Genomic DNA, 22,605 nt, shown 5'->3' with positions numbered 1-22,605 from the left:
CGCCCTGGCGCAGGATCGCAAGGATCTGTGGTTCGCTAAATCTCGTCATCTTCATCAGAATCTCCTCAGTCATCTTGCTGAGAAAATTCTACTTCCGCATCCCCTTAGTTTTGGGGAGGATTACCCCTTCGTGGCGCTGCGCGAGAAGGGGCAAGGCGATGAGGAGATCGTGGATGCCTTCTTCGTTACACAGCAAGTGGTCAAGCAGCGCCTGAAACTTGCCTCCGTCGCCCCTGCCCTGCTCGACGTCTATGCCGAGGATGGCATAACACTGGAGCAGCTCATGGCGTTCACCGTAGACTAGGATCAAGATCGCCAGGCTCAGGTTTGGGATGTGATCAATTCGTCCTTGAAAAAGGAACCCAATTAGATCCGACGCATGCTCACCGACACCTCGGTCCGGGCGTCGGACCGTCGTGCGGTGTTTGTCGGTGTCGACGCCTATCAAGCTGCGAGAGGCTCAATGCTGCACAATATGTTCCAAGGCGATGACGGCGGAAGGCTCGAGGACCCTGCTTTGCTTGATCGCTTGGTGACGGAAAGGCTACAGGCTGAGGCAATTGCTGTCGACGGAGGGAAGTGGATCGAGGTATCGCGCCGATGAAGGATGACGAGGGGGCGGCCCATGCCGAGCTGCTAATCGAGTATCGGGCGCTGGAAGAGAAATACGCTGGCCAGGATCAATTCCCCGAAGAGATCGACACTCACCTCGGCAAATTGAAACAGGCGATGGAGAAATTTGAGATCCGTCCGCTGATCTTCGAGCAGGCTGAAATCGCGCGGGCAGGGGCTTTCGTCACGCTCGACCGCTACGGCGAACTCGCTTTCTATCGGGGCTACGTGCGTCCGGAGGATGAGCCGCACGAAGGGACCGCGGTCCAGGATGGTATCAATCCAGCCGCAGCGGGGCAGGGGGATGATCTGGCTGCCTCGGATGGCAATGGCGGTGATGCTCATGGAAATGTCGGGACCATCATCACTTCGGGTGGTCAGCCCTTTGGGGTTGGTCTGGCAGATGACGAGGGTGATGGGATGTTGCAGGCATTGCCCGAGCGGCTGGTCACAGAAGTGACAGCGCACCGGACCCTGGCGCTGCGGGTCGGGGGGGCTCTCCCGATGCCGCGTTGACGCTGCTCCTAATGAAGCTGGTCACCGATCCTCTCCAATCGCCGGGTGCGTCCGGGGGCTGCTTGGAGGCTTCGGTGCGCCAAGTCTACATGTCCGCGCAAGGCTGCCGATTTGAAGGACAGCCCGGTGGCGCAGGCTGTGGAGGTGCGTCACGTCGTCTGACCTATCTCAAGACGCATTTCTCGTCCGAGCGGTAGGGTTCCCGCCGGAAGGTGGTGAAGTTCACCGAACGACCGCAGTTTGCGACAGAGTTCGGTGTTTCGGCGGCTCTCAACCAGATTACGCGCCGAGTTCTTACTGCTCGGAAGTTGTTGAAGTCGCATGGCCGTCCAGCACAAACCTCGGACCGAGACGCCTATAACCCTGCGGCCTTGGTCAGGTTCACGCGGAATCTGTCGCGACGGCGTTGATAGCGGCGGGTCATTTCGGCGCTGGCGTGGCCGAGGTGCTTTTGGATGTAGCGTTCGTCGGCTTCGGCGGAACTGGCCAGTCCGGCGCGCAACGAGTGGCCCGAGAACAGGGCGACGCGGTCCTTTTCGGGCAGGTCGGCGCGGAGTCCGGCGGCCAGAACCGTCCGCTTGACCAGCCGGGCGATGTGTTTGTCCGACAGGCGGGCGGGCAGGGCGTCTCTGCCGTCGGGCGAGACGCGGATAAACACCGGGCCGAAATCGATCTTTGCGAATTTCAACCAGCGTTCCAGTGCATGCACCGGGCAGCTCTGTGCCGCAGTTCCGCGGCCGATCTCGACTTCGCGCCAGCCGGTCTTGCCGTTCAGGGTCAGCAAAGCGCCAGCGTCGAGGATCTCGATCCAGCCGCGACTGTCCGGCGTGTCGTCCTTGCCAAAGTCGAGGCCGGTGATCTCAGAGCGGCGCAATCCACCGGCAAAGCCCAGCAGCAGGATCGCCCGGTCACGCAGTCCGCGCAGGTCATGGGGCAGGCTGGCGACCATGGCCTTGATGTCCTCGGCCAGGATCGCCTCTTTACCAACCGGGGGGCGGGCGTGACGGCGCCGGATGCCGGCCAGTACCGAAGTGATATGGCGATCGGAGCGGTCCAGCGGTGTGCCACGTTGACGGAAATGCCAGGACAGGCCGGCCAGGCGGCGCTCGATCGTTGCAACCGAAAGGGCAGGGGTGCCGTCATCGGGCGCCGCGCAATCGGCAATATACAGACCGATCATCTGCGGCGCAGGCGGCAGCGGTTCGGCACCGCGCTTGCGGCACCAGCGTGTGAAATGCGCCCAGTCGGCGCGATAGGCGCCTGTGGTTGCCTTGGCCGTGGCGTCGGCTGCATAGGCGCGGGCGCTGTCGACCAGCCGGTCGAGATTGCCCGATCCGGCAACATGGGCAGGCAGGGCGATCGGGGCGCTGTCGGAGGGTGTCGGATTGCCGGGGTTTTTGAGACTGGGTTCCATTTGTTTTCAATAGCTTGACCATGTCGCATTTCTGTGACCGATTCAGGGTATGTGAGACTGGAGGCGATTTGAGTCGCCATTTCTGAGACTATCCAGCATCCGCGCGTTGAACACGTTATGTCCGATAATTTTGTAGCTGACAAGGATTGGAACGCGGCAGAGCGCCGTGCGCAAATTCTTGCGGAATTGCCTGAGCAACTCAACCCAGCCGACGTTGAGCAAGCGATGTGCGAACTCGATGTCAGCCGCGCGACCTTGTTTCGCTGGCTCAAGAAGTTCCGTGATGACGGCCGCACCTCAGCCTTGTTGCCCGGTCCAAGAGGGCCGAAGCGCGGTATGCTGCCGCTGGACCCGGATGTGGAGGCGATCGTCGCGTGCCTGTTCAAAAGCTTCTACGCCACCCGGCGCAAACCGACCAAGACGCGGTTCTGGCGAGAGGTCGCAGCCGATTGCAGAGTTCAAGGGCTCGCCCCGCCGTCAATCCGGCGTCTGGGACGCTGGTTGGAGCGACACGATCAGGCCAAGCTTATGGCCAAGAGGGAGGGCAAGGGCAAAGCCGAACGCCGCCATCTGGCCACCCCCGGCACCCTCACTGTGGATCACCCGCTGGATATCGTCCAGATTGATCACACCAAGGCTGATGTCACCGTGGTCGATCCCGTGAGCCGTCGCCCCTTAGGGAGGCCTACCCTGACGGTTGCGATCGACGTGCATACCCGCATGGTTCTGGGGTTTCATCTGTCGTTGGAGCCGCCGTCACTTTTGGCCGTGGCGCTCTGCCTGACCCATGCGGTAATGGACAAATCCCACTGGCTCGCAGCGCGTGGGGTCGGCACGGAGTGGCCCGCGCGGGGCATTCCCAAGATGATTCATGTGGACAATGGCGCGGAATTTCATGCCCGCGCCTTCAAGATCGCCTGTTCCGAGTACCAGATCGATCTGCAGCATCGCCCACCCGGAACGCCGCGCTATGGCAGCCATATCGAACGGCTGATCGGCACGATGATGGGGACGGTGCATTTGCTGCCTGGGTCGCATTTCTCGAACATCTTCGAGCGCGGCGATCTCGACGCCGAAGCCGAGGCGGTGATGACGCTCAGGGAGCTCGAGACCTGGCTGGCGCTGGAAATCACCGGCTCCTATCACGCGCGAGCACACCGGGCGCTCGACACAACCCCGATCGCGGTATGGGCGGCTGGGGTGGATGAGGCTGGGCTGCGCATGCCCGCCGATCCGAGGCAGTTTTTGGTCGATTTCCTGCCGTCTGAGCAACGCGTGCTGCAGCGCGACGGGCTGCACCTTTTCCATATCCGATACTGGTCAGACGAGCTGCGCTGGCTGATGGGCAACGAAAGCCGCAAGTTCACGTTGAAATACGACCCTCGTGACCTCTCGCGGATCTTCGTGCTGACCGAGGATGGGATCATCGAGGCCCGGCCTGCCGATCTGACACGGCCAGCGATTACGCTCTGGGAACACCGGGCAGCGCGGCGGGCTTTGCGCGAAGCCGGACGCCGAGCGGTGGATGAAGAGCTTATTTTCTCTACCATTTTGGCACAGCGTGATCTTGTGGACAGCGCTGAACGCCAGACCAAGGCGATGCGACGCCATCAAGCGCGGCGTTCACATCTGGCACAAGCTCCGATGATTGATGTGACGCCGGTTTCAGAAGCGGCAAAAACCCTACCCGCACCGGAAAAGAAAGGAAATGCGCTACTGGATCATCCAGGTTTCGCTGTCGAGGAGTGGTATGATGACTGAGTTTCCTCACCTGTATCCTGCGGCCCGCCAACTGGCTGCTCTCAGCGCCGAAGAGCGTATTCACCGCATCCGCGCCGATCGCTGGATATCCTATCCACGGGCAGAGGCGGCTCTGGTGAAACTCGAAACGCTGATGTCGTTCCCAGAACGGGCCAGAATGCCAAACCTGCTCATTGTCGGTGAAAGCGGCATGGGCAAGACGATGATCATCGAAAAATTCACTCGCGATCACCCCGCCAACTTTGATGAGACCACCGGGCGGCTCTATATGCCGGTCGTCGTGGTGCAGATGGTCTCGGGGCCGGACGAGAGCCGCTTCTACCGTCGTATTCTTGCGGCCATTGGTGCCCCTGAGCCGCCACGCGCCACGCTCGCTGTGCTCGAAAGCCTGGCCCTGCGGCTTCTGTCCGAGCTGCGCCCTGGGCTACTGGTGATCGATGAGATCCACAGCCTGCAGGCCGGTACGATCCGCGAACAGGCTCGGTTCCTGAACTTGTTGCGCTTTCTGGGCAATGAGCTGCGTGTTTCACTGGTCTGTGTAGGCACCGCACAGGCCCGCAACGCGCTGCGTACCGATGATCAGCTGTTACGCCGTTTTGAGGCTTTCGCTCTGCCGCCTTGGCGAGAAGGGGAGGATGTCACCGGGTTGATTAGCACGCTTCAACGGACTCTACCGCTCCGGCGCGAAAGCCAGATTGATGAGAAAACACTGACGCGTATCCTGAGCGTCACCGGCGGCATTACCTCCGGTATCTTTTCGGTGATGTCGCAGTTGGCGATCGCCGCCATTGAAAGCGGTGAGGAACGGCTCATGCCAGGCGATTTCTCCAGCACCGGCAAGCTGCAGATGGTTCTCGGAGAACCTGTGTGACGGGGCGGGTCTGCCTGCCAGTCGTTTTGCTACCTGAAGCAGACGAGCGGCTGTCGTCGTGGCTGGCACGAATGGCCACTTTCTATGCCATGACGGTACCGGAGTTTCTTGGCGAACTCGGTCTTCCTCAGCGGGATGTGTTTGATTTGGAATGGCGCCTTTCGGAAGGGGAGGGGGCTTTGATTGCGGCCAGAACCGGGGTCTCAGAGGTGGCGTTGCAGGCGATGGCCTACAATGAATTTGTGCCGGACGCGCGAATTATGATCGCGCGGAAAAACCGGCATTGTTGCCGGGATTGCCCAGCTGATGTTCACCGCAAGGCCGCGGCTCTTCCGTGGGCGTTTTGCTGTGCCATAGACGGCACGGATTTACACGACTTTGGCGGTGCCACCCTAGCCGACCTCTTGGGGTCAGCGCGGTTCGACGCGCTGCACTTACATGCCAAAACTGGCGCTGATCTTTTGAACTCTTGGGCCCGAGGAGAAGGGCAGGGGGCCTTTGCGCCGATCGAATGTTGCTCTTTCTAACGACGCGGCATCGCCGGGCGTCGCCACCAAACGTTTCAGAGCAACCCCGGATGTCATTGGGAGATCGGCGTGACTACCAAGCGTTTCTGTCCACGCCGATTATTCGGCAGGCCTTGGCCGTCGTTGTACCTGAATACGGTCAAATCGCACCCGTCTTAACCAAGCCGGTGCGCCCAGGCCTGCACGCCTTGGCACAGGGATCGCTGCTGCAGAGTTTTGCGTTGGCCGCTGGCATCGGCCGCATTGATGAAGATCCTGTCGCTCCGACGATCGAGGTTTTGTTCGCCAGCGACGCAGATGGGCAGGACAGGCTGAGGGATGTGCTAAAGGCATGGCCTCTGTCGCTATGGCGACGTATCTCAGCCCGGCTCTGGCGTGCTGAAACGTGACGAGAGAGAACGTGTCATCGCCGAAAAAACCAACAGACGTCGCCAGTCTCATAAACTCTGGTACGTCCAGTCTCACAAACACAGGTGGTGGATCTCATGAACCCCGGCCAATTCTTCAAGGATGTGTTTGAATCTCAGTTATTCCGGCGTTCCGACACCTTTGAAACTAAACCGACAGTTCATGCACGCAAGCAACCGCCCGCTATGTCCGATAAGGCAAGATTATAGGACATGGAATAGGCGCGCAAGGCAGGGCGGTTTAATCAATAAATTGTGAACGAAAGCGCCGTGAGTGATTAGTGTCGTGGCATATCAGCCACCTGCTCTCTCTGACGACCTTGGGAACCTGTCCAAGCTACCGGGCTGGGTCACCTCCGGACGTGTAGAAACGCCTGAAACTGTGGCTTTTCGGTCTGGGCCGCCCTGATGGATCATGGGTAATGTCGCTGGAAATCTGGCGCATCGACGCCATCAGCGCCTCGGCAATCCGGTTCACGTCACGACCGATACCGGAAAGGGCATCCCCGCCGACGCCGCCGCCCTGATCTCAGGTGTCGCGCAGAGCCGGTAAGCGGCGGTAACCGGCCCTGCGATCGAAAGAAGCTGGCGGCAGTTCCTGGTAACGGCGAGGGAGCTCCTTTTGTCGAGCGACTCCGGTTTATCCCGGACCGCGATCGTCAGGCCGCAAACCAGATCCCCAGCATCCACAAGCCCATGCCCGCCATGATGAGGTTTTCTGACAGCGAAATCACGCCCAGCGGGACGTTTGATCCGCCGCCGATGCAGGCACACTTCAGATCACGCTTGTCGATGTAAACGGCCTTGATGACGCTAACCGCGCCGATGGTGCCGATGAAGATGCCGACGGGGGCAACAAGCCAGATCAGCGCGCTGCCGGTGCCGATCAGGGCCATCATCCCGACGCCCGCGTAGAGTTCGAGGAACGGATAGGCATAGCCGTAGGGCACATAGCGCCGGGCCAGCAGATCATAGCCGAGAAAGCCGTTCACGAAGCTTTCGACGTCCTGAAGCTTCTGAATTGCCAGCACGACCATCGAGATGGCGAAGAACCACTTGAGAAACGTCAGGACGGGAAAACCGTTGTAGAGGTTCAGGATCACCGCCAGCGCCATCAGCCCGGTTGCTCCGAAGATCGCGATGATCGGGGTATAGGTCGTGTCGTCCTCGCCCAGAACAGGGTAGCCGAAGTGCTTTTTCAGATCGGTGTAGCCGCCGATCTGCTCGCCACCAATGAACGCGATCGGGGTCGTCTCGACGCGATGCGCATTCTTGAATGCCTCAACCTCATCGCGGGTGGTCAGCAGGTTGTCGTCGACGATGTAGCCCTTGCGTTCCAGCATGGATTTGGACTTGAGGCCGAAGGGGCAAAGATGCCCCGGCATCGCCATGCGATAGAGCGAGGCGCGCTTTTCAGCGCCTTGGCTCTTGGCGCGGGCAGTGTCCGGGCCGTCGATGGTTTCAGTTGCATTCATGGCGGTTTATCCCTTCATCGAATGTCGGTCAGTATTGTTCGTCGCGCTCGGTGCTCGCCGGCGCATCGCCATTGGCTTCGATGTCCACGATGTAAATCTTCATTTCCGCGATCTCGGCGCGTTGGGCGTCGATGATTGCATCGGCCAGCGCGCGCACCCGCGGGTCCGAAATGTTGGCCCGTTCGCTGGTGAGGATCGCGATGGAATGGTGCGGGATCATCGCCTTCATCCACGCCACGTCGCCCACCGTGGCCTGTGTGCGAACCTGTCAGACCCCTATCGCGAACGCCAGAGCCGCACCCGCAAAGATCGCAAGGTTGGCTTTGCGGTTCGAATACATGCCCAGCATGAAGGCGAGCATGATGATCGCCATGACCCCGCCCATGTAGAGTGCCATCCACATCCGTGTCGGCGAGAAGAATACATGATCAAGGGCATAGGTGTTCAGATACATTAATCTGAACATCACAACGGTCGAGGTCATGATCATCGCGAGGAACCGGCCATACCCCATATCGCCACCGTTTGCGTGATTGTTCGTTTTTACGGCCATAATGGGTGAACCTTTCCTTTCAAAGCCGCATATACCCCCTATAGGTATAATAAACGCAGCTGAGGCGAATGGGTTCCAAGGAGACGACATGAAGCAGGACAAGCAGCGCACTCTTGATCGGCTCGCCCGACTGGAAGGTCAGGTGCGTGGCATCGCTCGCATGGTTGAGGAAGATCGCTATTGCGTGGACATTCTGCCCCAGACTGCCGCCGTCCGGTCCGCCCTGAAGGGGGTGGATCGCATGGTGCTGGAGAACCACGTCCATCACTGCGTCGAGGACGCTATCAGCAGCGGCGATCCTAAAGAGCAGCGTGAAAAGTGTCCGTCGTCAGGGTTTTTGGGACCAATGGCGGCCTAAACTAAGAGAGAGTTTGGCTCATCTGGTTGGTTTGATTATGCGGCGTGCAGTCGGTGATGCAAGCGTCGCGCTTCGAGTGTCTTTCGTTTGATCCTTTCCCTTTGCTGTAGAATGGCTTTGTCACGGCCGAAGTAGACGTCGGCGGGTGTGACGTTGTTCAGGCCCTCGTGGTAACGCTGATGATTGTAATGATCGACGAAGGCTTCGATTTGCGCTTCGAGGTCACCCGGCAGGAAGTAGTTTTCCAGCAAGATGCGGTTCTTCAATGTCTGGTGCCACCGCTCAATCTTGCCCTGCGTTTGGGGATGATACGGCGCACCGCGCGAGTGCTTCATGCCCTTGTCTTTCAACCATTCTGCCAAGTCGCCTGAGACATAGCTGGATCCATTATCACTGAGCAGACGTGGCTTATGGACGACATGGACCTGATCGCAGCCAGACGCCTGTAATGCGAGGTCCAATGTGTCTGTTACATCCTGGGCCCGCATGTTGGTGCAGAGCTTCCAAGAGACGATGTAGCGGCTGTAGTCGTCGAGAACCGTGCTGAGGTAAAACCAGCCCCAGCCGAGGACCTTGATGTATGTGAAGTCAGTTTGCCAAAGCTGGTTGATGGCTGTCGTCTTGTCTTTGAATTCACTCGCGGCCTTGAGCACGATGAACGCCGGGCTGGTAATCAGGTCATGCGCCTTGAGCACGCGATACACAGTAGATTCAGAGACAAAATAGCGCTCTTGATCTGTAAACGTCACTGCCAGCTCGCGGGGCGACAGCTCTGTCTCTGTCAAGGCGAAGTCGACGACTTTGCGCTTCACGTCATCGGGCACGCGGTTCCAAACGTGTTTTGGCTTGGGAGATTGATCCTGCAATCCGGCCTCACCGCGCTGCAGGTACCGATCGTACCAACGATAGAACGTGGTGCGGGGGATGCCCAATTTGGCCAGCGTCAGGCGCGCTGACAGGTGACTTTCCTCGACCAGCCGAATGATCTCTAACTTTTCAGATGCCGGATACCTCATTCGTGGTCGCCCCCATCTCCCAGCATGCTTTTTTTAAGCAAGCGAAGTTCCAGCGTTTGTTCCGCCACAACTTCCTTCAGGTCACGGGCTTCGCGGCGAAGGTCCTTCACCTCGTCAGTGTTTGCGGCACGAGCCGTATCGCCTGCCAGACGCCGCTTGCCGGCCTCCATGAAGTCCTTTGACCATTTGTAATAGATGCCCTGTGATATCCCCTCACGGCGGCACAGCTCAGCAATGCTGTCTTCGCCACGCAGGCCATCCAACACGATCCTGATCTTCTCTTCCGATGAATAATGCTTGCGCGTCGCGCGCTTGATATCCTTGACGATCTTCTCGCCAGGGCTTTTCGTTGTCTTTCTCATCGTCCACTCCTCGGTGGCTACGATGAGCAACAAACCCTCTCTTAGCAAATGACCCTATTTGGACCCATTGGCGCTGACGTCAGACACTAGGATAGTGGCTTCCTTTGAAATCAACCGCCACTGACAACACCCCACTGCTTTGTCATCGTGTCGCAAAACCAGCAGCGAAGGGGAAGGGGCTAAAAGTTTGCGACAGAACCCTCTGAAGACCTTGGGAACCTACCCAAGCTACCGGGCTGGGTCACCTCCGGACGTGTAGAAACGCCTGAAACTGTGGCTTTTCGGTCTGGGCCGCCCTGATGGATCAGGGTGAGAGCATAGTTCTGCCGGTGTCAAACCGCGACGAATATAGCTTGAAAAAGCTTCATCTACTGTCCAAAGGATGGGAGCACCTCAGTATCAACGTAAGTACTGTCCATTGCCGTCGCCGTCATGCGAAAGAGATGGCCGTTGGCTCAAGCGGCTTGAAGTGCGCGTTAAACCACGTCGAACAGCAGTTTGACCGCCAGCGCGGTTAGAAAAACTAAAATAGCTATGTCGAATAACTGCGCGCTGAACTTTTTGCCGATCCATTCTCCAACTGGTAGTGCGATGGTAAGCGGTAACAGTGCGAATAGCCCCAGCAGCGCTGTGTTCGCCGTCATGATGTTGTAGCCAATTTGCAGCGGCAGTTGAACGACGCACATCGCGGCAAAGAACGCCGAGACGGTGAAGATAAAAGTTGCTCGTTCTAATCGAATTGCGTTTAAGAAGGTGACTGCCGCAGGTGCCGAGATCCCGACGGCACCCTGCAACATGCCGCCGATCAACCCTACCGGACCAACCATGCGGCGGGCAAGGGTCATAGGGACCAGCATTTTAAGCCGGGCAAGGCGCAGGGCGATGTAGACTGTGATGATTACGATCATCACCAGCTGCACATAGATTGGATGCAACCACGCCAGCGCCACGGTGCCGACACCTGCGCCGATGGCGCCGGTCACCGCAATGGTACGAACAAAGACTGGATCGTGCGGCGCTTTGCGGAATTTCCAGACCTGTCGTAGGTTAGATATCAGGTTGGGCAGCACCATGACCGCGACAGCGACGCGGACGTCATAGATTGTCGCCAATACGGGTACTGCGATTACAGGCAAGCCTGCGCCGGTCGCACCTTTCAGGATACCGCCCAGCGTCATGGCAATGGCGACGGCGGCAATAGCGTAGGGATCCGTCAGGGAAATTGCACTACTCAATTGGCGATAGGCCCGGTTTTGCGGGCGGCAATGCCTGCGCGCAGCAGCAGGACAAGGCCCGCAAAGATCGCGATGCCGACAGCGTCGGACAGCCAGGACTGATACATCATTACGAGGCCAGTTAGCGCAAAGACGGCGCGCATGCCGATTTTCAGCTTGCGCATGAAATACCCCACGACGGCGACCGAAAAGCAGAACACACTTAGCAAGCCTGTCACGACGGCGACCACGATTTCAGGCGCGGTGCCTTGCATCAATAGGGCGGGGCCAAAGAAGAACATGAACGGCAAGATGTAGCTGGTGATGCCGTAAGCAAAAGCGGTCCAGCTGGTCTTATTGATGTCGGACCCCGCGATGCCCGCCGCGACATAGGATGCTAAGGCCACAGGCGGCGTGATGGTGGAAATGCAGCCGTAGAAGAAGACGAATAGATGTGCGGTCAGAACTGGCACACCCATTTCGACCAACGCGGGAGCGACGACGGTTGCAAGGATTAGATAGGCCGCCGTCGTTGGCAATCCCATGCCCAGAACGATCGACACGAACATCGTCAGGATCAGCGCAATCAGCGGCACGCCAGCCGATGCGGTGATGATCAAGCCAGAAACTTTGGACCCCAGCCCGGTCATCGCCAAAATGCCCGCGATCAACCCTGCCCCGGCGCAGGCGACCGCAATGGACATGACGGATTTGGTGCCGGATTCTAGCGCATCACAGCATTTGCCCCAGAACCCGCGCAGGTTTTTCAGCTCGAACAGGACGCAGCCTGACAGCAAGACACCCAGCGCAGTAAAAGACGATTTGAACGGCGAGTAGCCCGTGACCATCATCCCGACCAGCAAGAAAAATGGCACCATGAAACGCAATCCGGGCAGCAGGATCGATATCAGAGGCGCCTCTGCCTCGGTCCTCGGGGCGGGGTCGATGCCAAGGCTTTCACCCTGCAGATGCACCATGAAAAAGATCGAGGTGAAAAACAAGATCGCCGGAATCAGCGCGGCCAGCATGATGCTGGAATAGGGCACGCCGATGATCTCTGCCATGATAAAGGCCGCCGCCCCCATGACGGGCGGCATGATCTGACCGCCGGTGGATACGACGGCTTCGATCGCGGCGGCTTGGTGCGGCTGGTAGCCTTCGCGCTTCATCATCGTGATCGTCATGGTTCCAGTGACGGCGACGTTTCCGGCGGCAGAGCCAGAGATCATGCCCAGCAGGGTCGAAAAAATGACGGCGGTTTTCGCCGATGCGGCCTTGGTGCCTTTGGTCAAGCGGCTGGAGATCTGGAAAAAGAAATCGCCCGCGCCGAACACATTCAGAAACGACCCAAAGATAGAAAACATGATGATGAACGTCGCCGACACGCCCAATGGGATGCCATAGATCCCTTCGGACGAGGTAGTCATGAACTCTGCAATCCGCGTCGCCGAATAGCCGCGCGATGTAAACACGCCGGGCAACCAAGGAGAGATCAGCGGATAGGCCAGAAAGACGATGATGATTCCGGCCAGAAACCAGCCGATGCGGCGCACAACCGCGATCATCACAAGCGCGATGACCAGCATGCCCACTGTCGCATCGGTCGATGTGGTTATCCCGCCGGACATCGCAATATCGAGCCAGCGTGAGAACAGATAGTAACCGCTGCCTGCCGCGAGGGCGGCAAAGCACAGGTCGAACATGAAGCGCAAGCGGCTGGGCTGCGTATCGGCTTCTAGCGCATCTTCCAGCCGGCGCTGCGCGAGGACGGCAAAGATCAGCACCAGCATCACGGTAAGGTGGGTGATCCGGACTTCCAGCGTCGAATAGGACGCGAAACCGGACACGACATAGAGGTGCCAAAGACCCAGTCCAATCGCCATCCAGCGGGTCGTGAGTTTGAGGGCCGGCAAAGCGTTCTTCATGGCGAACGGTCCTATTGAAAGATTGGGGCATGCCCCGCCGCACAGATGGGCAGGCGGGGCAGGGCGGCGAGGTTAACGCTCGTCGAAGTAGCGCTTTGCGCCGGGGTGGAGCGGCACCGCGATGCCGTAGGCGTCTTCTGGGACGATCTGCAAAGCGTTGGCATTTTCAGCAGCGAACTCTTCCAGATGGTCATAGATCGCCTTGGTGACCTGATAGACCTTCTCTTCATCCGCGTCGGCTTGCGTAATCAGGATGTTCTTGGTGCCCAGCAACGTCAGCGACGCGTCGGTGCTATAGGCGTCTGCTGGGACTTCAACGATGGAATAGTAAGGGTGCTCTTTGACAATCTCAGCCAGCCCCTCGGACCCGATGTCGACAAAGGCGATATCGGCAGTTGTGCTGGTCTGAATGACAGCACCAGCCGGATAGCCAGACAATGCGACGGCCACATCGACTGCGCCATCGGACAGCTGGCTGAAGCCATCGGAATAAGACACAAAGCTGGGTGTGATATCGCCAAAGCTGACACCGCTTAGCGCCATCACGTCGCCCAGCAGGTTCAGCGTACCACCGCCGGCAGGGCCGACAGCGACGCGCTTGCCCTTCAGGTCAGCGATCGACATGATGTCCGATCCAGCAAGGGTGACTATGTGCAGAACAGAGTTGTGCAAGGTGCCAATGGACGCGATGGCGATGGGATCGGCGTAAGGCGCTTGGCCTTCATGCGCAAAGAACGACGTATTGGCATTGCCGATGGCGAAATCGACCTCTCCATTGCCAATCAGGCGCGGATTTTCCGTGCCGCCAGCGGTGACGACGGGGACCATAGTGTAGCCTTCGGCGTATTTGTTGACTAGGTTTGCTGCAGCCTGACCGACCGGATAGAATGCACCGCCAAGACTGGCCGTGCCCATACGCAGTTCTTCTTGTGCAGCAAGCGGGGACGCCGCCAGCACAAGGCTTAGCGCCGCGCCGCGCGCGAAAGTTGTGAAGTCAATCATAGAACCCTCCCAGATTATATTTTGATCTTGGGTCAGCCTATGCTCCAGCGGTGTGCTCGGTCAAATAAAAATATCGATTTTAAGATCACAATAAATAATCATCGACATTTAGTGGATCGGTTTGTACCGTCCCGACAAAGTTCATGCAGCCAAGGGAGGATCAAAGTGACCAAAGGAATCAGGCGCATCGTCACCGGACATGATGCAAATGGCAAAGCGATCGTCGTCTCGGACGACATCGCGACCAACTCGCTTAGCCGACCGAACCGGCCCGGCGTTACGCTAACAAATTTCTGGAAGACCGAAGGCCAGCCGCGCTTTGACGGCCCGGACGAAACGCTAGACGGCCCGCTTGTCCTGAAGCCGCCAAAAAGCGGCACTGTCTTTCGGTTTGTGGAATTCGAGCCAGAGGACCCCGAGGTCATCAAGACCCTTGATGGGCGCGCCGCCTTTGCCGAAATGGGCGCGGCAGATCGCATCAAAGACAACCAGCGCCACCCCTTCATGCACCGTACCGACAGCATCGACTACGCCGTCGTCGTAAAGGGCAAGATCGTGATGATGATGGACGAGGAAGAAGACGACCTCGTGCTGGAAGCGGGGGATGTATTGGTCCAACGCGGCAATAACCACGCTTGGTCCAATAAGTTCGATGAAACCTGTATTATCGCCTTCGTCCTGATGGACGCGGACGGCGATATCGACCGCTGGTAGGAGGCACCTATGCTAAAACTGTATCACGCCCACCATTCAACTTGCAGTCAAAAGGTGCGCCTCGCGCTGGCGGAAAAAGGATTGGAATATGAAAGCGTTATCGTCGATCTGGCGAACAAGGCGCATCTGACGCCGGAATACCTTGCGATCAATCCGAACGGCGTCGTGCCGACGCTGGTGCACGACGATGCGTCGATCACCGACAGCAGCGTTATTGTGGAATACATCGACGAAGTCTTCGCGGATCATCCTTTGGTGCCCAAAGATCCCGTCGCCCGTGCCCGTGTGCGCGCTTGGATGCGGTTTTTAGAAGAGGTGCCAACCTACGCCGTGCGAGTGCCATCCTTCAACAAGGCGTTTCTAAACCGCTTTGATGGGCTGACCAACGAAGAGTTTGCCGATCAGCAAGCTGGCCCGCGCCCGCTGCGCAAGCATTTCTACCTCAAGATGTCTAAGGACGGCTTCGGCTCTGACGCGGTGCAGGAAAGCATCGACCAGATGAAGCTGACCTGCGGACGTATGCAGCGCGCACTGGAAAACGGGCCGTGGCTGGCGGGGCAGGACTTTAGCCTTGCCGATGTCGTGGCCGCGCCACTGATCGACCGGATTGATGATTTGGGCATGAGCGATATTTGGGCCGAAGAATTCCCGCTGGTCGGGGTTTGGTTTGCACAGCTCAAGGCGCGGCCCAGCTACGATGTGGCGATGTATAAAGGTGCTCGCCTTTCGGAAACTCATGCGATCAGCGACCTGATCAAGAATTAAATTAACAGACCTGCGCCTTACAAGGAGTAGGCTATTCGCGGAGAACGGTTCGGTTGGACTCTATTGATGGCTTTGGTGCCCCCTGATCTGCCCCCCGTGAAATCCCTCATTCTGAAGTAGAGACTGTCCCAATCGCGAAGGAGCAGACGAATGAGGAAACGCCGTTTAACGGAGGCGCGGATAATCGGGACGATCAAGGAGCAGGAGGCCGGGATACCGACGGCTGAGTGGTGTCGCCGGCATGGGCGCAGCTCTAAGCCACGTGCATCTGAAGGCGGACGATGTCGTCATGCAGGGGAGAACCAACCACGCTTAGTCGAACAAGGGGACGGAGCCTTGTGTGATCATGTTCGTGCTGGTGGACGGCATCACCCGGCGCGATACCGATCCGGACAAACAGAAATGGTATTCACGTACCGCCCTAATGCCTTTTGCGAGGCTTGCGATTTGATCTTTACCAGAAAGTCGATATTTACGACCTATGCTAATAAATAATATCCCAGATGCAGCTTCCCAATCCACCCCGACGCCAGCCACGTCGGCGACGCAGGGGGCGTATAATGCGATCCGCCGGATGATCCTAGTTGGGGACTTGCGGCCGGGTGAAAAACTGAAGATCGATGTGCTGAAAGCGCGCCTGAACACGGGCGCGTCACCGGTCCGCGAGGCGCTGAGCCTACTGACCTCGGACCAGCTGGTCGAACGGATCGACCAGCGCGGGTTTCGCGCTGCCCCCGCCAGCCAGCGCAATTTCGACGAAATTCTGAAACTGCGCTGCGCTCTGGAAGACATGGCCCTGCGTCAAAGCATCACGAATGCCACCGACAGCTGGGAAGAACAGCTGGTCCTGAGCCTGCACCGGATGTCGCGCGAAAACTCGAAAACATCCGAAACCTATGAGGATCTGCACAAGGCGTTCCACATGGCGTTGCTGGCGAATTGCGATTCACCGATCCTGCAAAAATTCTGCAGCCAGCTTTACGATCTCAACGTGCGGTATCGTTACCTGGCCGGACGATCACTAAATTACAAAAGACGGCACGTCGGTGATGAACATGCGGGAATTCTGGCGGCGGCGATCAAGCGGGACGTGAATACCGCGTCCGAATGCCTGCTGCACCATTACCAGAAGACCGGCGCATTCCTGCGCCAGTCCGGTCTGGTGTCAGAAAGCTGACGGTCAGCCGCGCACCAGCGTGAAATCGAAATCGACGCGGGCATAGGGGCCATCGACCTTGTCCGACAGCGCGAATCCGTCCGGAAAGCTGCACGCAGGCTGTGGCCGATAGGTCATGATCAGATCAGGGCGCACGCCAAAGACGGTATCCTGATCCAGATAGGGATCATCGGCGGGAAAGACCTCGGTCACCAGATCGCGAAAGTCGGGTGCCTTGATGATGAAATGCAGGTGCGACGGGCGCCTGCGTCACTGGGCGGCCGTCTGGGTTGCGACGTCGGCTTCGTCCACGATGGGACTGGCGCAAATGCCGATGCGTTCGATCTCGATCTCGACCGTCTCACCAGGCTTGAGCCAGCGCGGGTTCGGCTTTTTCGCATGGCCCACGCCCGGTGGTGTGCCCATGGCGATCAGGTCGCCGGGTTCCAGTGTGGTGAATTCTGACATAATCGCGATGGTTTGCGCGACCGACCAGATCATGTTCGCGGTGTTGGAACTTTGTAGGAGTTCATCGCCGACGCGGCTTTCGATCTTGAGGCCGGCAGCGCCGACAGGCAGGTCGTCGGGGGTGATGACAACCGGCCCGATGGCACCGGTGTTGTCAAAGTTTTTGCCCGGGGTCCATTGGTGCGTCTTGCGCTGATAATCACGCAGCGAACCATCGTTGAACACGGTGTAGCCGAAAACGTGGGTAAGCGCGTCGGCCTCGGTAATATAGCGGCCACCCTTGCCGATTACGATCATCAGCTCGGCCTCGTAATCCAACTTTTCCGAACAACGCGGGCGCACCATTGGTTCGCCTGCCGCCATGATAGAATTGCGTGTGCGCATGAAGATCGCGGGATAGTCGCCAAGGTCATAGCCGCCTTCCTTGACGTGTTCGACATAGTTCAGTCCAAGGCACATGACCTTGCCGGGATTGGCGACGGGCAGGGCGGGCGTGATGCTGTCGACGTCCACGGTCGGCCCCGTAACTTCGCCCTTGCGCAGCCGGTCGGCCAAGGCAGGATTGGCGATCAGCCCCATCAGATCGGTGCCGACCTCTGGCATCGCGGCGGTCAGGTTCAGCGCTTTGGCGTCGTTGACCAAATACACAGCAGTACTGCCGGAGAATGTGCCGACCATGAGTTTCATAACAATGTCCTTCGCAGTGTTTTCCATATCCTTGTCGATAATGTTATCAGTTGTCAATTAATATCGATTTTATTTTTATGAAAGAAGCATCCGATGCCCAAGTGGGCAGATTACAGAGCTGAAGCGCGGGGCCGGGGCGCACTGGCGCTGGAACTGTTTGTTGTTATCACAACGCGGGTTGGTACGCCCGAAACCGTCCTCGCACCTTGCCTGTCAACGCGAGTTGGAGCTGTCCGGGCAGCTGGTTCTGGCAGGCCCGGTGTCGAACACACAGGCGACAATATGCAGGGGACCCGGATGATCATCTAACACGCCAAGAACATGGGAGTGGCGCGCGCCTTGGCCGAGGCTGTCCCGAAGCACAGCGCGCAGGCCCGCAAACGAAGGAAGTATTAATGTTTCCATTGGTTTGTCGACGGGTCGGGCATCGCTGGCGTGACCTCTCGGTCAGCTTGATCTGTCACATATTATCGATTTTTTATTGTTAAGTTATTTTTAATCGATATAGCTTGATCGGAATCAGGCCCACGTGTGGTGGGCTGACACCCTGACCCCAAGGGATGATCCCCATGCTGCAATCCAGTTTTCTGACCGATCTTCTGGCGACGATCACTAACCGGACGCAGCAGACCGCAGCGACGCGGGATGCGCGCCCGATCGAAGAGCTATGCAAGGTGCTGCTGTCGAATATCGGCGACGTGTCTGCCAACACCATGGTGCGATCGATCCTGCACAAGTACCGGCATCTGGACACGGATGCACGGATGCAGTTCTTTCGTTGTCTAGCGAATGATTTCGACATCGACCCGGATGCCGTCGCGACGCTGGCGCAACGCTATGCCAACACCCGCTCTGCCCGCGATCTGGCCGCGTTGACCGTACAGGCCGAACCGCGGCGGCAGGAAATCTTGCGGCGCCTGAACCGCTTGCCCGGTGCGACGGCCGATTTGGTCGCCATGCGTTGCGATCTGTTCGACGCGATCCGTGAGGACGCCGCGCTGGCGCGCATCGATCTCGATTTTGCGCATTTGTTCGCATCCTGGTTCAATCCCGGCTTTCTGGTGCTGCGACGGATCAACTGGAACAGTCCGGCGAATATCCTGGAAAAGATCATCGCCTACGAAGCGGTTCATGCCATCGACAGCTGGGACGCGCTGCGCCTTCGCCTCCTGCCCGAGGATCGTCAGTGCTTTGCCTATTTCCATCCCAGCATGCCGGAGGAACCGTTGATTTTTGTCGAGGTCGCGCTGACCAGCGGCATTCCCGGCGATATCCAGTCCGTGCTGGCCGATGACCGCGACGCGACGCCGACGGATCGGATGGATACGGCTGTGTTCTACTCGATCTCGAACTGCCAGGCGGGGCTGCGCGGCATTTCGTTCGGAAACGCTCTGATCAAACATGTGGTCGATGATCTGTCCGCCAGCCTGCCACAACTGAAGACCTTCGTCACGTTGTCACCGATCCCCGGCTTTCGTGACTGGATCGACGGGGTGCTGGCGGACCAGTCGACCCCCGAGGCCGACAGTCTGTGCGCGGCGCTGAACAAGACAGGGCAGGGGGATGACAAGGCGAGCGAACCCTTGCGGCGCTATATCGCGCATTACCTTGTCCATGAACGCCGCGCCAAGGGCGATCCGATGAATGCCGTGGCGCGGTTTCATCTGGGTAATGGGGCCATCGTTCACAACGTGCATGCCTGCGGCGACCGGTCGGCCAACGGGCAGCGCGCGTCTTATGGGGTGATGGTCAACTATCTGTACGACCCGGCTCGAATCGACCGCAACATCGAAGACTTCACCACGACCGGCACCGTCGCCACTTCGCGGATGATTTCCACGCTACTGAAAACCCCGCGCACCCTGACACACAAGGCCACCCGATGAGCAACGTTCTGTTTGATCCCCTGTTTGGCCGTCACGCAGACAGCAATGCCCCGTTCCTGATGCCCGACGGGGCCGCGACGCTGAGCTATGGCACGTTCGTGTCCCTGTCCGCCCGGCTGGCGCAAGTCTTTGCAGGGTTGGGCCTGATCAAGGGCGACCGGGTGGCGTTGCAGGTCGCCAAGTCGCCCGTCGCGCTGGCGGTCTATGCCGCCTGCCTGCGCAGCGGTCTGGTCCTGTTGCCGCTGAACACGGCCTATACCACCAGCGAACTGTCGTATTTCATCGGCGATGCGGATCCGGGTCTGGTGATCTGCGATGAACGTCAGGCCACGGCGATGGCGGATATCCTGAACGGGGCCGCCCTGCACACGCTGAACGCCGACGGCAGCGGCAGCCTGACCGATGCCGCCGCCGGGATGCAGGGCACCCACACTGTCATGGACTGCGCCGCCGATGATCTGGCGGCGATCCTTTATACCTCTGGCACGACGGGGCGGTCCAAGGGCGCGATGCTGACCCACGCGAACCTGTTAAGCAATGCACAGGCGCTGGCCGATCTGTGGCAGTTCAACGCCGATGACGTGCTGCTGCATGCCCTGCCGATCTTTCACACGCATGGGCTGTTCGTGGCGGTCAACGTGTTGGCGCTGTCCGGCGCCGCCATGCTGTTTCATACGGGTTTCAATGTTGAAAACCTGTTGCGGGACCTGCCCTGCGCGACGGTGCTGATGGGGGTGCCGACATTCTATACCCGGCTGTTAGCCAAACCCGGCTTTAACCGCGACGCCACTTCGCACATGCGGCTATTCGTGTCCGGCAGCGCACCGCTGCTGGCCGACACCCATACGCAATTCGAGGACCGCACCGGCCACCGTATCCTGGAACGCTACGGCATGACCGAAACTAACATGAACGCATCCAACCCCTGTGACGGCGAACGTCGGCCCGGCACGGTTGGCTTTGCTTTGCCAGGGACCGAATTGCGCATCACCGATTCCGACACCGGTGCAGAGTTGCCGCAGGGCCAGACGGGGATGATCGAGGTGCGCGGCCCCAATGTGTTTCACGGCTATTGGCGAATGCCGGAAAAGACCGCAGCAGAGCTGCGGGCCAACGGGTTTTTCATCACCGGTGATCTGGGGCAGATCGATCCGGACGGGTATCTGATGATCGTCGGGCGTCAGAAGGATCTGATCATTTCGGGTGGCTACAACATCTATCCCAAGGAAATAGAGGTGCTGCTGGACGCGCTTCCGGGGGTCGCGGAATCCGCGGTCTTTGGTGTGGCAGATGCCGACTTTGGCGAGGCGACGATCGGTGTGGTGGTGCCGGAACCGGGCTGCCCCCTTGACCCAGCCGCCTTGCTGGCGGGCATCACGCCGCATCTGGCCCGGTTCAAACATCCACGCCGGATTGTGGTCGTGGACGATCTGCCGCGCAACGCGATGGGCAAGGTGCAAAAAAACATCCTGCGCCAGACCTATGCGGCGCCGGGAGAACCACCGGGTTGAAAGGTCCGCCGCTGACACACACCAATCTTTTGAGGAGGAAAAGATGAACAAGACCCTGAAACCGCTGACCGTGGCCGCGCTGGCCTGTCTGACCCTGCAACCCCCGGCGCAGGCCGCCACGATCGACGGCCCGCCGGTGTTCTGAAAAATCTCGATGTATGGCAACTTCCGAGCGCTGACTTCGGGGACAGAGAGGCGGGGGAGCCCATGCCCGACCCTTTCATCTTGCCGGTCGGATTTGCCTGAACCCAAGTCCAGCACCCGACAACAGCCGCAAATGCTGATCATCCAACCCTCGGCATATGCACTCCTTCTACGGAAGCTGCGGCGCCATGCTGCGACAGGATATCGATACCGGAACACTCAGGACACGAGGCTCCGCTTGGCTGATTACGATCACGAGGCGCTGTCGCTCAACGCACTGAAGAAATGCAGAAGGACGTTTGCAAGGCGATTGCCACATGACGCAGGCTCGGTAAAAGGCGGAAGCCAGCCCGGAAGGTGTAGAGCGCAACACCCTAAACCGGTGCCGTGCCCTCGCTCAGAATGTCCGGGTAGCTCTGGTAGCTGAACACCCGGTTCCGGCGTTTGCGTGTTACTTCGGTCACAATACCCAACCATTGGTTCGAGGTAACGAAAGGGTTGGACTGCAGCCACTCGTGGACTCGCTGGGAGGATCCCGCGCGATCACTGTCGGCGGTAATCCGGTCCCGATCTGCCTTGAACAGCGCGACAATCTGCGTTGCGGCCTCAAAGGCCTGGCTGGCCGTCTGGAGCACGTCATCCAGAAAAAACGCCAACCATTCTTCCCAGGTTGTGTCGCAAACTTTCTGTGATGCCGAAAGGAGATTTGCTTCGGACACAGTTATGCCGCAAGCGCCGCAAACTGCTGTGCGCCGGTTAGCCCCTTGCCACAGAACTGTCCTTTCCGGATCATGTGTGCGGTCTCGATCCCGGCGACCGTGGCAGCAGCGGAATGGAAGGCTTTGAACTGACCTGCCCCCCGGTCGTCCCTCGGTCATAACGAGAGTCCTTGGTTTTGATGCTGTGCTACCCAAAGTGTCCCCGCCTGAGGCTAGATTTTCCGCACTATGATCACACAGACGGGCCGGATGCGTCTGGTAATTTCATCAGCGCTGCCGGGACTTTGTTCCCGATTGCGCTGTGCGGTCGTTCTTCGTTGTAGTCTCTACGCCAAGCCTCCAACTTTTTAGCCGTATCTTCAAGCCCCATGAACCAATGGGTGTTCAGACACTCGGCCCGGAGCTTGCCATTGAAGGGTAATCCCCCCCAAAAGTAAGGGGCTGCAAAAGTAGAATTTTCTCGACAAGATGAACGAGGAGATTTTGAATGAAGATGACCAGATATAGCGAACCCCAGATCCTTGCGATCCTGCGCCAAGCCG

General features: G+C 58.7%; 19 protein-coding genes and 4 pseudogenes. 11 read left to right on the top strand and 12 right to left on the bottom strand.

Going from position 1 to position 22,605, the window contains the following annotated elements:
* Positions 1-97: 97 nt before the first annotated feature.
* Positions 98-1,281 (top strand): annotated as a pseudogene (locus FQ320_RS23885) (DNA-binding protein); the annotation flags it as partial.
* A 202-nt stretch (positions 1,282-1,483) separates the two neighbouring features.
* On the opposite strand, the gene FQ320_RS23880 reads toward FQ320_RS23885, so the two are convergent.
* On the bottom strand, positions 1,484-2,542 hold the full coding sequence (locus FQ320_RS23880; RefSeq protein ID WP_148475785.1) for a tyrosine-type recombinase/integrase: 1,059 nt from the start codon (positions 2,540-2,542) through the stop codon (positions 1,484-1,486).
* A 117-nt stretch (positions 2,543-2,659) separates the two neighbouring features.
* Between FQ320_RS23880 and FQ320_RS23875 the strand changes: the two genes are divergently transcribed.
* From FQ320_RS23875 to FQ320_RS25920, 4 genes are all read left to right on the top strand, one after another.
* On the top strand, positions 2,660-4,303 hold the full coding sequence (locus tag FQ320_RS23875; RefSeq protein ID WP_148475784.1) for a Mu transposase C-terminal domain-containing protein: 1,644 nt from the start codon (positions 2,660-2,662) through the stop codon (positions 4,301-4,303).
* The gene (locus tag FQ320_RS23870; RefSeq protein WP_255509706.1) at positions 4,251-5,174 is read left to right on the top strand and encodes a TniB family NTP-binding protein; all 924 of its coding nucleotides are present in this window, start codon (positions 4,251-4,253) and stop codon (positions 5,172-5,174) included. Before FQ320_RS23875 ends, FQ320_RS23870 begins: the two co-directional genes overlap by 53 nt.
* 71 nt (positions 5,175-5,245) lie before the next feature.
* Positions 5,246-5,701 carry a hypothetical protein gene (locus FQ320_RS23865; protein WP_255509705.1) on the top strand — a complete coding sequence of 152 codons (456 nt, stop codon included), beginning with the start codon at positions 5,246-5,248 and terminating at the stop codon, positions 5,699-5,701.
* A gap of 822 nt (positions 5,702-6,523) precedes the next feature.
* Entirely contained in the window at positions 6,524-6,661 is a 138-nt protein-coding gene (locus tag FQ320_RS25920; RefSeq protein ID WP_187394059.1) for a hypothetical protein, read from the top strand.
* Between the two features lie 106 nt (positions 6,662-6,767).
* Here the strand turns inward: FQ320_RS25920 and FQ320_RS23860 are convergent, their stop codons facing one another.
* Together FQ320_RS23860 and FQ320_RS23855 are read right to left on the bottom strand one after the other, a co-directional pair.
* Positions 6,768-7,583 carry a MauE/DoxX family redox-associated membrane protein gene (locus FQ320_RS23860; RefSeq protein ID WP_148475782.1) on the bottom strand — a complete coding sequence of 272 codons (816 nt, stop codon included), beginning with the start codon at positions 7,581-7,583 and terminating at the stop codon, positions 6,768-6,770.
* Between the two features lie 28 nt (positions 7,584-7,611).
* Positions 7,612-8,097: pseudogene (locus FQ320_RS23855) on the bottom strand (DUF305 domain-containing protein).
* Positions 8,098-8,224: 127 nt separating this feature from the next.
* On the opposite strand from FQ320_RS23855, the gene FQ320_RS23850 reads away from it, so the two are divergent.
* Entirely contained in the window at positions 8,225-8,494 is a 270-nt protein-coding gene (locus tag FQ320_RS23850; RefSeq protein WP_148475781.1) for a metal-sensitive transcriptional regulator, read from the top strand.
* Positions 8,495-8,529: 35 nt separating this feature from the next.
* Here the strand turns inward: FQ320_RS23850 and FQ320_RS23845 are convergent.
* The 4 genes from FQ320_RS23845 to FQ320_RS23830 form a co-directional block, all read right to left on the bottom strand.
* Positions 8,530-9,872 (bottom strand): IS3 family transposase gene (locus tag FQ320_RS23845; protein ID WP_148475780.1). Its coding sequence is split into 2 segments (ribosomal slippage): positions 8,530-9,545 and positions 9,545-9,872, totalling 1,344 coding nucleotides; the frame shifts between segments, so codons are not numbered across the junction.
* 476 nt (positions 9,873-10,348) lie between these two features.
* Positions 10,349-11,107: a sulfite exporter TauE/SafE family protein gene (locus tag FQ320_RS23840; protein WP_148475779.1), complete on the bottom strand. Its 759-nt coding sequence runs from the start codon at positions 11,105-11,107 to the stop codon at positions 10,349-10,351.
* Positions 11,104-13,011: a TRAP transporter fused permease subunit gene (locus FQ320_RS23835; RefSeq protein WP_148475778.1), complete on the bottom strand. Its 1,908-nt coding sequence runs from the start codon at positions 13,009-13,011 to the stop codon at positions 11,104-11,106. The genes FQ320_RS23840 and FQ320_RS23835 overlap by 4 nt, the downstream gene beginning before the upstream one ends.
* A 72-nt stretch (positions 13,012-13,083) precedes the next feature.
* Positions 13,084-14,013, bottom strand: coding sequence for a TAXI family TRAP transporter solute-binding subunit (locus FQ320_RS23830; protein ID WP_148475777.1), 930 nt, complete (start codon positions 14,011-14,013; stop codon positions 13,084-13,086).
* Positions 14,014-14,178: 165 nt separating this feature from the next.
* On the opposite strand from FQ320_RS23830, the gene FQ320_RS23825 reads away from it, so the two are divergent.
* The 3 genes from FQ320_RS23825 (at position 14,179) to FQ320_RS23810 (ending at position 16,669) form a co-directional block, all read left to right on the top strand.
* Entirely contained in the window at positions 14,179-14,727 is a 549-nt protein-coding gene (locus FQ320_RS23825; protein ID WP_255509704.1) for a cupin domain-containing protein, read from the top strand.
* A 9-nt stretch (positions 14,728-14,736) separates the two neighbouring features.
* Entirely contained in the window at positions 14,737-15,492 is a 756-nt protein-coding gene (locus FQ320_RS23820; RefSeq protein ID WP_148475776.1) for a glutathione S-transferase family protein, read from the top strand.
* A 481-nt stretch (positions 15,493-15,973) separates the two neighbouring features.
* Entirely contained in the window at positions 15,974-16,669 is a 696-nt protein-coding gene (locus tag FQ320_RS23810; protein WP_148475774.1) for a GntR family transcriptional regulator, read from the top strand.
* A gap of 3 nt (positions 16,670-16,672) precedes the next feature.
* Here the strand turns inward: FQ320_RS23810 and FQ320_RS23805 are convergent.
* Positions 16,673-16,903, bottom strand: a pseudogene (locus tag FQ320_RS23805) (hydroxyquinol 1,2-dioxygenase); the annotation flags it as partial.
* A 15-nt stretch (positions 16,904-16,918) separates the two neighbouring features.
* A complete protein-coding gene (locus tag FQ320_RS23800; RefSeq protein WP_148475772.1) occupies positions 16,919-17,803 on the bottom strand; it encodes a fumarylacetoacetate hydrolase family protein in 885 nt (294 codons plus the stop codon).
* A 569-nt stretch (positions 17,804-18,372) separates the two neighbouring features.
* Between FQ320_RS23800 and FQ320_RS23795 the strand changes: the two genes are divergently transcribed.
* Both FQ320_RS23795 and FQ320_RS23790 read left to right on the top strand, forming a co-directional pair.
* A complete protein-coding gene (locus FQ320_RS23795; protein WP_148475771.1) occupies positions 18,373-19,689 on the top strand; it encodes a malonyl-CoA decarboxylase in 1,317 nt (438 codons plus the stop codon).
* Positions 19,686-21,200: a malonyl-CoA synthase gene (locus FQ320_RS23790; protein WP_148475770.1), complete on the top strand. Its 1,515-nt coding sequence runs from the start codon at positions 19,686-19,688 to the stop codon at positions 21,198-21,200. The genes FQ320_RS23795 and FQ320_RS23790 overlap by 4 nt, the downstream gene beginning before the upstream one ends.
* Before the next feature lie 518 nt (positions 21,201-21,718).
* Here FQ320_RS23790 and FQ320_RS23785 read toward each other — a convergent pair.
* The 3 genes and pseudogenes from FQ320_RS23785 to FQ320_RS26700 all read right to left on the bottom strand — a co-directional run.
* Positions 21,719-22,000 carry a hypothetical protein gene (locus tag FQ320_RS23785; protein ID WP_148475769.1) on the bottom strand — a complete coding sequence of 94 codons (282 nt, stop codon included), beginning with the start codon at positions 21,998-22,000 and terminating at the stop codon, positions 21,719-21,721.
* Positions 22,001-22,065: 65 nt separating this feature from the next.
* Positions 22,066-22,191, bottom strand: a pseudogene (locus tag FQ320_RS23780) (IS6 family transposase); the annotation flags it as partial.
* 104 nt (positions 22,192-22,295) lie between these two features.
* On the bottom strand, positions 22,296-22,605 hold a 310-nt coding region (locus tag FQ320_RS26700; RefSeq protein ID WP_255509701.1), incomplete at its 5' end, for a transposase.

It is taken from the genome of Oceaniovalibus sp. ACAM 378 (assembly GCF_008085915.1).
Lineage (GTDB): Bacteria > Pseudomonadota > Alphaproteobacteria > Rhodobacterales > Rhodobacteraceae > Oceaniglobus.
Note: the sequence above shows the minus strand (reverse complement) of the source record. Positions and strands in the feature narration are given on the sequence as shown.